The 9,898-nt window shown below is 68.0% G+C and carries 10 protein-coding genes and 1 tRNA gene; 5 read left to right on the top strand and 6 right to left on the bottom strand.

Annotated elements, in window-relative coordinates; all coding sequences use genetic code 11:
* Positions 1 to 59 precede the first annotated feature (59 nt).
* Positions 60 to 284 (bottom strand): hypothetical protein, encoded by a 225-nt coding sequence (locus ACFHYQ_RS22520; protein ID WP_394303112.1) that lies wholly within the window; start codon positions 282 to 284, stop codon positions 60 to 62.
* A gap of 207 nt (positions 285 to 491) precedes the next feature.
* Here ACFHYQ_RS22520 and ACFHYQ_RS22515 point away from each other — a divergent pair, with 207 nt between their 5' ends.
* Complete coding sequence (locus ACFHYQ_RS22515) at positions 492 to 1,358, top strand: GIY-YIG nuclease family protein (protein ID WP_394303111.1); 867 nt, start codon at positions 492 to 494, stop codon at positions 1,356 to 1,358.
* Between the two features lie 421 nt (positions 1,359 to 1,779).
* On the opposite strand, the gene ACFHYQ_RS22510 is transcribed toward ACFHYQ_RS22515, so the two are convergent.
* The 3 genes from ACFHYQ_RS22510 to ACFHYQ_RS22500 form a co-directional block, all read right to left on the bottom strand.
* A tRNA-Ser gene (locus tag ACFHYQ_RS22510) sits at positions 1,780 to 1,868 on the bottom strand.
* A 77-nt stretch (positions 1,869 to 1,945) separates the two neighbouring features.
* Positions 1,946 to 2,776, bottom strand: coding sequence for an alpha/beta fold hydrolase (locus tag ACFHYQ_RS22505; RefSeq protein ID WP_394303110.1), 831 nt, complete (start codon positions 2,774 to 2,776; stop codon positions 1,946 to 1,948).
* Between the two features lie 22 nt (positions 2,777 to 2,798).
* Positions 2,799 to 3,443, bottom strand: coding sequence for a dihydrofolate reductase family protein (locus ACFHYQ_RS22500; protein ID WP_394303109.1), 645 nt, complete (start codon positions 3,441 to 3,443; stop codon positions 2,799 to 2,801).
* A 100-nt stretch (positions 3,444 to 3,543) separates the two neighbouring features.
* Between ACFHYQ_RS22500 and ACFHYQ_RS22495 the strand changes: the two genes are divergently transcribed.
* A complete protein-coding gene (locus tag ACFHYQ_RS22495; RefSeq protein ID WP_394303108.1) occupies positions 3,544 to 4,041 on the top strand; it encodes a winged helix-turn-helix transcriptional regulator in 498 nt (165 codons plus the stop codon).
* 75 nt (positions 4,042 to 4,116) lie between these two features.
* Here ACFHYQ_RS22495 and ACFHYQ_RS22490 read toward each other — a convergent pair whose 3' ends face one another.
* The gene (locus ACFHYQ_RS22490; RefSeq protein ID WP_394303107.1) at positions 4,117 to 6,594 is read right to left on the bottom strand and encodes a nucleotide-binding protein; all 2,478 of its coding nucleotides are present in this window, start codon (positions 6,592 to 6,594) and stop codon (positions 4,117 to 4,119) included.
* A 114-nt stretch (positions 6,595 to 6,708) separates the two neighbouring features.
* Between ACFHYQ_RS22490 and ACFHYQ_RS22485 the strand changes: the two genes are divergently transcribed.
* Positions 6,709 to 7,671 carry an NAD(P)H-quinone oxidoreductase gene (locus tag ACFHYQ_RS22485; RefSeq protein WP_394303106.1) on the top strand — a complete coding sequence of 321 codons (963 nt, stop codon included), beginning with the start codon at positions 6,709 to 6,711 and terminating at the stop codon, positions 7,669 to 7,671.
* Positions 7,672 to 7,737: 66 nt separating this feature from the next.
* Positions 7,738 to 8,268: a bacterial proteasome activator family protein gene (locus ACFHYQ_RS22480; RefSeq protein ID WP_394303105.1), complete on the top strand. Its 531-nt coding sequence runs from the start codon at positions 7,738 to 7,740 to the stop codon at positions 8,266 to 8,268.
* Here ACFHYQ_RS22480 and ACFHYQ_RS22475 read toward each other — a convergent pair.
* On the bottom strand, positions 8,259 to 9,077 hold the full coding sequence (locus ACFHYQ_RS22475; RefSeq protein ID WP_394303104.1) for a Cof-type HAD-IIB family hydrolase: 819 nt from the start codon (positions 9,075 to 9,077) through the stop codon (positions 8,259 to 8,261). The two genes, ACFHYQ_RS22480 and ACFHYQ_RS22475, sit on opposite strands and share 10 nt — an antisense overlap.
* 493 nt (positions 9,078 to 9,570) lie before the next feature.
* On the opposite strand from ACFHYQ_RS22475, the gene ACFHYQ_RS22470 reads away from it, so the two are divergent.
* Positions 9,571 to 9,774 carry a cold-shock protein gene (locus ACFHYQ_RS22470; RefSeq protein WP_041952879.1) on the top strand — a complete coding sequence of 68 codons (204 nt, stop codon included), beginning with the start codon at positions 9,571 to 9,573 and terminating at the stop codon, positions 9,772 to 9,774.
* The last annotated feature ends 124 nt before the right edge of the window (positions 9,775 to 9,898 follow it).

The following is a 9,898-nucleotide window of genomic DNA, read 5'->3' as shown; positions in this document are numbered from 1 at the left end:
GCTTGGTCGCATCGTGTCGAAAAGCTTGCAGCTTGACATTCAAGCTCCTGGGATGTCTCTCACATTGCGTCGGGTGCCTTGTGCAGGGTGCGCAGCAGGTCGGAGGCGAGTTGGTTGGACACGCCTAGCCGGGCGCGCAGCAGGTCACGGGTGATCGGCTTGCCGTGCTTGGCGTGGTGTTCGTCGGCGACGCGCCGGGCGTAGTCGACGAGTGCCGGGGACGGTCCCGGAGCGTCGTCCTTGTCGTGCTGATCGGTGGGGATGGCCGCCGGGACGGAGGACAAGCCGCCGACCGCCGGGGACGAGACGGGGACGGTCGAGGACGTAGGGACGGTGACTGAGGACGGGACCAGGTCCGAGGACGGAGACGGGGTTGAGGCGGGGCCTGAGGCACGGCGTTCATCCTGCTCGCCATGGTCGCGGTCATCCTGCTGCTGCACTGCTGACGCGCCGGGTCCAGAACGGGGCAGGTCCTCCTGGTCCGCAAGCAGGTGGCCTCGTGCTCTTACTCCGTGCTCTATGGCTTAAACTTCCGCCAATCACCCAACAGAAAGAGACGGGCCCCCTTGCCTGCTGGTTTTGTCTACGCACTGGAATTGAGCACCGGGATCATCAAGGTCGGCAAGACCGACGACTGGGAGCGTCGGCTTGGCGAGCACACCCGGGACTGCCTCAAACGAGGCGTCACCATCATCCGTCACGCACATGTCCTGGTCGCGGACGCCGACAGTGCAGAGGACGACCTGATCCATTTGGTCGGTCGGGAGCTATCACGCACTGGCGCGGGGCGCGAGTACTTCCACGGCGACTTCTCCACTGCGCGGCGTGCGCTTAGCGCGTTCGGCCAGGTTCAAGGCGACGGCTCCACTGTTATGATCAGTGGCGCCTACAACGAGATGCTTAAAGTCCAATACAGCAACTATCCGGACCCTGCGTGGATCGTTGAGATGGTCTCTGAAGCCCGGGCGAAGTTCGACGAGATCAAAGTGTTCTGCGATAGTCCAGACGTTGACACGGTGGAGGGTGCTATTGGCGTTGCTGGGGGGTGGGTACTCGCCGAATCGCTATCTTTCGAGGAGTGGCTGCGCCGGATGCTGGACGAGGACGAAGACGCCATCGAGGAGCACTTCGATAACGAACGGGCGGCTGGCGACACGGTTCTTCTCTATCAGAGGGACACTTCAGAACGCCCTGTCCAAAGCACTGCTCGGGCAGGACTTCGACGGCCACCGCACCGCAGCGACCCTCCAGCTGTGGATCATCGCGTCGGGCATGCAGCACCAGATCTTCCTAGAAGAGAATCCATGATCAACAACCTGCTGCGTCGGCTTATAGGGCTTAAGAGCCAAGGGTCTTGAAGATCGAGTCAAGTTGGACGATCAGGTCGAGTTTCCGCTGGGCGTGAGCGTAGCTGCTAGGCGGTGAGGCTGGATCATCCCGGGTTTGATGGAGACTCAGTTCCCCCGGATCTCGTCCCTCTGGGAGGGCTTGTTCCTTCAGGTTACGTCTGACAGCTTCGATCTCCACACCGATCAGCGTCATGTGCATGGGTAAGCGCTCCGCCTTGACCTCTGTGGTTGCCGACGCTGGCGGTTGGTCACCCTGACGCCTCCCTACGAGCTCTGACGGGGGAAGACACACCATGATCCATCCCGCGTATATCCCGCGGACAGCGGCTGAGGGCTGCCCATGGTGGCGTACGGCTGCGCACGGCTGTAACGATCAACGGCGTCCGACCGGGGTGAAACCGCTGGTCAGACGCCGTTTTTGCTGGTTGAGCGGAGAGCGTGGGATTCGAACCCACGAGGACCGTCACCGGCCCTAGCGGTTTTCAAGACCGCCGCCATCGTCCACTAGGCGAGCTCTCCTCTGTCGGCACCCGCAGGTGCCATACCGCACCTTAGTCTCTCATCACCCGCACTGTGACCGCGACGGCAAAAGACGATCACTCGCTCCGGCGGCCCGTACCCGCGCTGAAGAACTTGGTCAGGATCGACGCCAGTGCCGCCGGGCGCTGCAACACCGCGTGGTCCTCCCCGGGCATCACCTTCAGTTCGGCGCCCGGTACGGTCGCCGCGACCGTCTTCGTCGCCGCCGCCAGGCCGGGCGCGGTCTGATCGCCGTAGACCGCCAGCACCGGCACGCTGATCCCGGCGATCCGCTCAAGTGGCATCAGCTGCCAGGGCGCGGTGACCAGCACGTCGTACGGCAGGCTCGGAGCCTTGTCGGCCAGGAACGGCCACTCCTCCCCGGCCTTCATCCCTGCGATCACCTCGGCCGGGACGCCGATCAGCTCGCCGAGAAAAAGCTCCGCGGCGCCATCGCGATCCCCGGCGGCGACCAGGGCCTTGAGACGGGCATAGACGTCGGCTGGCGGCTTCGGCTGGTTCTCGTCGGCGCAGTATGGAGGCTCGTACACGGCGACCCGGTCGATCGGCAGTCCGCGCATGACCCCCTCCAGCACAAGGACGGCACCCGACGAGTGGCCGAACACCGAGGCCCGGCCGCCGACGTGCTCGATGACCGCCGCCAGGTCGTCGATCTCGTTGGCGACCAGGTAGTCCTCGCTGCTGTCGTCGCTGGCCCCCCGGCCGCGCCGGTCGTAGGTCACCACGGTGAACGCCGGCGCCAGTTCGGCGCCCAGCGCGGCCACGGTCGAACGGTCGTTGAACGCGCCGCCGACGAGGATCACCGGTGTGCCCTGGCCTGCTGTGTCGACGGCGAGGGTCGTGCCGTCTTTGGAGGTGATGTTCGCGGTGGTGATGTTCGCGGTCATGCTTCCGCCTTTCCGGGTGTGACTACGGTCGGGTGAAGGTCATGTGAGTGACGCCACTGGGAGTGGTCACGGACTCGATCTGGAAGCGCTCCTCGAGTCCTTCAAGCCCGTCCCACAGTCGCTCGCCGCGGCCCAGAACGATCGGGACGATGACGACATGCAGGTGGTCGATCAGATCGGCGGCCAGGAACTGGCGTACGATGCTCGGCCCGCCGCCGATCCGCACATCCAGATCGCCTGCGGCCTCGCGCGCCTGACGCAGCGCCTCCTCGGGGGTGGCGTCGATGAAGTGGAACGTGGTGCCCCCTTCCATCTCCAGGGCGGGCCGGGGGTGGTGGGTCAGGACGAACACCGGCGTGTGGAACGGCGGGTTCGGTCCCCACCAGCCGGTCCACTCGTGGTTCTGCCACGGTCCGCGCTGGGGCCCGAACTTGTTGCGGCCCATGATTTCCGCGCCGATGCCCGCATTCCACGTACGGACCACGGCATCGTCGACTCCGGCGCCGCCGCCGGTCTTCCCTTGCATGGCGTGGAAGGTTCGCGTCGCGAAGAACCACTGGTGGAGCCGGTCGCCGGCGTGGCCGAACGGGGCGTCGAGACTCTGCCCCTCACCGGTGGCGAAGCCGTCCAGGGAGACGGCGAAGTTGTGGACCCTGACCCGTGACATGAAGTGATCTCCCATCCCCTTTAGTGGTTGCGTATTGCAACCACTAGAGGGGAGCGTAGCCTGGGTACTTGCGAACCGCAATCACCCAGGGAGGTTGTCCATGCGAGAAGAACCAAGATCGGGGTGTGCGATCAACGCGGCGGTGGAGGTGCTCGGCGACAGGTGGAGCGTCATCGTGCTGCGTGACATGATCTTCGGTGGCCGTCGGTACTTCCGCGATCTCCTAGCCAACTCAGAGGAGGGGATCGCGTCGAACATCCTCAGCAGCCGCCTCAAGTCCCTCGTTGCCGGAGGTCTCCTGACACACGCGACGGCGGGGCGAGGGCGACGAGGGACCTACAGCCTCACCGAGGCGGGCATCCAGACCGTTCCGATCATGGTCGCGCTCGGCTCGTGGGGGCTGCGGCATCGCCCCACGACACCGGAGTTGAGCGTGCGGGCACGCCTGTTGGAGGAGGCCGGCCCACCCCTTTGGGAAGACCTGATGGACGAGCTACGCGAGGCGCACCTGGGCATCCCGCGCCCGCACCCTGATCGCCCGCCGGCATCCCGACTCCTGCAGGAGGCTTACGAACGTGTCATGGCGGAGCCGACCTGACCCAGGAGTCATCCTGACCCGCCTTCGCGGCCCCGCACACGGCACCCGCTTCTGGAAAACCCCGCCCTGGCCGACTTACAGGTGGTCGGGGATCTCGGAGAACCTGCGCTGTGTCAGCGCCTGCACACCGGCGAAGCCGTCGCCCACGCTGGCGGCCAGCCGCAGGTACGCGTCCCGCGTCGACTCCTGGAGTCGCTCGAGGTCGATCTCCGCGCCCTCCTCCAGGTGCGGGTCGTACGGCACCCGGATCACCGCCCGGCAGCGGGCGGCGAAGTGGGACTCGAGCTTGTCCAGGTCGATGGTCGACTTCGACCGAGGCCGTACGCTGCACAGCACCACGGTGGCGGACCGCACCAGGTCGTCGTAGTGGTGTGCCTCCAGCCAGTCGAGCGTCGCCGACGCGGCCCGCGCGCCGTCCACGGACGGCGAGCTCACCAGCACGATCTGGTCGGCCATGCCCAGCACGCCCGACATCGCCGAGTGCAGCAGGCCGGTGCCGCAGTCGGTGATGCAGATCGAGTAGAAGTTCTCCAGCACCTGCGCGACCGTGTGGTAGTCGTCGGCGCTGAACGCCTCCGACACCGACGGGTCGCGATCGGACGCGAGGATCTCCAGTCGCGAGGGCGTCTGGGAGGTGAACGCCCTGATGTCCACATATCGCGTGATCTGCCCACGCTCGTTCAGCAGATCACGAACGGTCGCCGCCGTCTCCAGCTCGACCTTGTCGGAGAGCGTGCCACGGTCCGGGTTGGCGTCGACCGCGATCACGCGATCGCCACGCACCTGGGCGAGCGTGGCCCCGAGGCCGACGGTCGTGGTGGTCTTGCCGACCCCGCCCTTCAGGCTCAGCACGGCCACCCGGTGATGTCCGCCGGCCACCGGCGTCCTGGCCCGGTTCATGAGCTCGCGGCGGCGCCGTACCTCCGCCGGCTCGCCCGGCTTGATCAAACCCGCCGATGCCCGGTACACGAACCGCCGCCACCCGGACCTGGGCGCGTTCCGCCGGCCCCGCAGCAAGTTGACCGGGTCGAGGCTGTCCGCGCTCGGCTTACCCGCCCCCGTCCCGCGCGCCGTCCCGCCGAGCGGCGGGTTCGCCGCCGCCTGCCTGCGCCTCGGCTGGTACGGCTCACGCTCGCCTGAGGCCGCCCGGTCGCGCTGGTGCTGCTCGTGCTCGCGCTCGGCGCCCGGATCACGATCCCGATCGTTCCCCGAGGCGCCGCGGTCCCAGTCGTCGGCCGTGTCGCGGTCCCGCTCGTACGGCGCATGCTCCCGCTCGGCCGGACCCGGTCCGTACGGCTCCCGCGCCTCGGCCCCCGGAACCGCCCTCAGCGGCCCAGTAGAGCTGACCGGCCCCGTGGTGCTGAAGGGGCCCGTGGTGCTGAGGGGCCCCGTGGTGCTGAAGGGTCCGGTAGGCCGGTCCTCGGAGAATCCGAGGGACTCGGCGTGGTCGGTCGGCTCGGTGGCGGACGGCCCGGCGAGGAAGGGCGACTTGACGACCTCGCCGGTATCGAAGCCGGTACCGAAGCCTGGAGCGAACTCCCCCGTCTCGAACTCTCCCGTCTCGGACTTCCCCGGGCTGTGCTCCCCAGTGCCGAACTCCCCAGTGCCGAACTCTCCAGACGTGAAGAGCGGCCTGCCGTCCAGGGGGGTGGGCGCCCTGTCCTCGGAGGAGGTGAAAGGCGGCGTGCTCTCGGTGCCGGGGGAGGCCGAAGGGGAGGGGAAGGTGGGCGACAGCGGGGAGGAAGAAGCCGCGGAAGAGGAGAACTGGCCGAAGCCGACATCCCCCTTGGCGGGCGAGTCCGCCGACGTGGCGTTGGCTGGCGGATCCACCGGTACCGCCGGCTCCAGCCAACCTCGCAGCGGCTGCTCCTTCTCAAAGTCGGCAGACTCCGAAGAGCCCGAAAAGCCCGAAGAGCCGGGCGACTCCGCCGAAGCCGAAGCCGGCGACTCCGACAGGTCCGACGAGAAAGACTTGTGAGACTTGTCAGCCTCACCGGCATCGAGGTCTCCGAAGGCCCCCAATCCGCCCAGACTGTACGAATCGGTGTCCGCCGGGGAGTATGCGAAGGCGCCGCGACCGAAGGCGGCCGTCGCGTCCGCGCCGGTGTCGTGCTCCGAAGCCTGGGCCTTGTCGGCATCCGCCGCCGTCGGCGCGCCGTACACCCCGTCGGAAGCCGTACCGCTGAAGAGCGGACCGGACAGGGCTCCGGACAGTGCTCCTGTCAGGGGGGAGTCGGACGGCACGAGCCGCCACGGGTCCGACGGGTACGGCGAGGCGCTCTCAGGCTCGGCGGGCGGCTGCTCGGCGCGCTGACCGCCGAACGGCCCACCGGACTGCGGCGTCCCCTGGCCGCCGTCCTGGCCGCCGTCCTGACCACCGGCCTTCCCCGCGTTCTCATCCAGAGCCGGTGCGGCAGACTGCGGGGGACGCGCGAGGGTGGCCGAGGTCACGGCACTCACCGCGATCTCCACCTCGTCGGGCATCTCCTTGATGGCGTCCAACCACGCGAGCTGGTCCTCGAGATGGGGATCCTCTCGATCATGTTTCGCCACCGGGTACCCCCTCGGGATGGGCTAATGGGGTAGCAAACACAATGCAGAGTAGCGCCAGGTAATACGGTCAATGTGGGCAACTGTACGTTTCCCTGCCACGCTACTTTAGGTCACATGCGTGCCGTCGTGATTTTGGAGCCCGGTGACCCGGGGGTTTTGGCCTGGCAGGAACTCCCCGATCCGCGTCCGGCCCGAGGTGAGGTGGTCATCGACGTGGTCGCCTCGGCGGTCAACCGGGCCGACGTCCTTCAGCGCAGGGGCCACTATCCGCCGCCGCCTGGCGCTTCGGAGCTCCCCGGCCTGGAGTGCTCCGGCGTGATCGTGGAGGTCGGCGAGAACGTCGAGGGGTTTCGGACCGGCGACCAGGTCTGCGCGCTGCTCGCGGGCGGCGGGTACGCCGAGCGGGTGGCCGTGCCCTGGCAGCAGGTCATGCCGGTCCCCGCCGGGGTCTCGTTGATCGAGGCCGCCGCGCTCCCCGAGGTCGCCTGCACGGTCTGGTCGAACGTTTTCATGGCGGCCCGGCTGCGCAAGGGTGAGACGCTGCTCGTCCACGGCGGTGCGAGCGGCATCGGCACGCTCGCCGTCCAGCTCGCCAAGGCGTACGGCTCTCACGTACTGGTCACCGCCGGATCGGCGGAGAAGGTCCGGCGCTGCCTCGATCTGGGCGCCGACGAGGCCGTGAACTACCGGGAGGAGGACTTCGCCGAGCGGTTCGCCGGCCGGGCCGACGTGATCCTCGACATCATCGGGGCCAAATATCTGCCACGGAACCTCGATGCTCTCGCCATCGGGGGGCGGCTCGTCGTCATCGGGCTGCAGGGCGGCGCGAAGGGCGAACTCGATCTCGGCAGGCTGCTCGCCAGGCGAGGCACGATCATCGCGACCGGCCTGCGGGCCCGCCCGGTGGATGAGAAGGGGGTCATCTGCCGGGGCGTGGTGGACAACGTCTGGCCGCTGGTCGAGGCGGGAGCCATCCGGCCCGTCGTGCACGCCACAGTTCCCCTGGCGGAGGCCGCCGACGCGCACCGGATGTTGGAAGCCGGCGAACATATTGGGAAAATCCTGCTGGTCCGGTGAGTGTAGGTTGGAGCGTGAGGCCCGAATCGCGAGCCAGCCGAGCGAATCAGGAGTGGTAACCGATCGATGAACGCAGACGAGAGCACCCCGCAGATCGTGGTCGTGGGACCCGACGGCCTCTCGATCTCCGGCGGCGACGGTGGCAACGGGGACGGGCATGAGGAGCGCTCCGTCGCCGACCTCGTCGAGCAGCCGGCGAAGGTGATGCGGATCGGCAGCATGATCCGCCAGCTTCTCGAAGAGGTGCGGGCCGCCCCCCTGGACGAGGCGAGCCGCATGCGGCTGAAGGACATCCACCAGAGTTCCATCAAGGAACTCGAGGAGGGCCTCGCGCCGGAGCTCGTGGCCGAGCTCGAACGGTTGTCCCTGCCGTTCAGCGATGAGCACGGCACCCCGCCCAGCGACGCCGAACTACGGGTCGCGCACGCCCAGCTCGTCGGCTGGCTGGAGGGCCTGTTCCACGGCATCCAGACCACGCTGTTCGCGCAGCAGATGGCGGCGCGGGCCCAGCTGGAGCAGATGCGCCGCGCCCTGCCCGGCGGCATGCAGCAGCCGGGGCACGACGACGGCAACCGCGTCGGCGGCCCCTACCTCTGATCACCGCTGGACCCGAAGAGGTCTTCCAGCGCCAGGGCGACTCCGTCGTCGTTGTTGGCCGCCGTCACGTGATCGACGGCGGCCAACACGTCGGGGTGGGCGTTCGCCACCGCGTACGCCGTACCGGCCCACGTCAGCATCGGCAGGTCGTTGGGCATGTCGCCGAAGGCCACCACCTCCGCCGGCCGGATCCCCCGCTCGCCGGCCAGCGCGGCGAGCGCCGTCGCCTTGGTCACGCCGCGGGCGCTCATCTCGATCAGCGCGTGGCCGCTCGAATGGGTTGGCGTCACGAGGTCTCCGACGCACTCGAGGGCCTGGCGGTGCAGCTCGTCCGGGTCCATCGAGGGATGCTGCGCGAGCAGCTTCGCGCACGGTCGCGAGGCGAGCGCCGCCGACGCGGTCACCCGCACGCCGTACGCCCTCCGGGAGTCCCAGCGGTCGAGCACATAGCCGGCCTCGTGGGCGAAGCCTCCCTCGTACTCCACGGAGAACGCCAGCCCGGGCAGGCGCGTCCTGAGCCGGACGATCGACTCCTCCAGGACGGCCGGTTCGATCAGGCGCGCCTCGACGATCTCCTCGGTGTGCAGGTCGTAGACGAGCGCTCCGTTGGCGCAGATCGCCAACCCGTGATGCCGTACGGCTTCCGCGACGCTGTGCATCCATCGGGGCGGCCGCGCCGTGACGAAGACCAGCGTGCCGCCCGCCTCCTCCACCCTGGCGAAGGCGGCGGCCGTACGGGGAGAGACCGTGCCGTCGGAACGTAGGGCCGTGCCGTCGAGGTCTGTGGCGACAAGGCGGGGGAGGTTCATGGCAGGTTCCCGTTCACACCGTGGCGACCCGACTGGCGGTTGCCCTTCCGGGCACGAGGGTACCCGTGGGGGACGACAAGGCGGATTTCGCCGTCGCGTCCGGGACATCCGGTAGGGTGTTCGACGTGCGGGACGAAGGGCCAGGCCCGGACTCCCGAGCCATCACGACTGACACGATTGCCATGGCGCCACGGTCTGACGTCGTCGGACACGGCGCATGTCCGCAGGTGGAAGCGGCGAACGCCGCACCGCGGGCGTACGGCTCCGAGCCGGGAACCCCTCGAGTTATCACACTGGTCAGGGCGGCGCGGACGGAAATCCTGCCCTTTGGGACTTGGGAGTGCGCCGAATAGTGTTAGATGTGTAGGCGTTGTATTAGCTGTTCCCGTAGCGAAAACCAGTTTGACTGTATGAGCCACCCGGGGAGCTGTGCGACACGCCGGGGTCCACGAGGTGTGGTCCCCAAGATTCACTTCCTTAGGGAGAACGTTAAATGGCTCAGGGAACCGTCAAGTGGTTCAACGCTGAGAAGGGCTTCGGCTTCATCGCTCCGGACGGCGGGGAGCCCGACGTCTTCGTGCACTTCTCCGCCATCACCGGTAGCGGCTACCGCAACCTGGAGGACGGCCAGCGGGTGGAGTTCGAGGTCATCGCGGGACCGAAGGGCCCCCAGGCGTCGAACGTCCGGGGCCTCTGACCGGGAGCCGCACCCACCGAACGTGTCTGACTGACTCAGGGCACTCATAGAAGGCGGGGCCTCGCTGACGCGGGCCCCGCCTTCGCCATTCCGGCTGATGTCATGAAACATTCATGGCCGGTCT

This window comes from Sphaerimonospora cavernae, from assembly GCF_042435035.1.
Taxonomy (GTDB): domain Bacteria; phylum Actinomycetota; class Actinomycetes; order Streptosporangiales; family Streptosporangiaceae; genus Sphaerimonospora; species Sphaerimonospora cavernae.
Note: the sequence above shows the minus strand (reverse complement) of the source record. Positions and strands in the feature narration are given on the sequence as shown.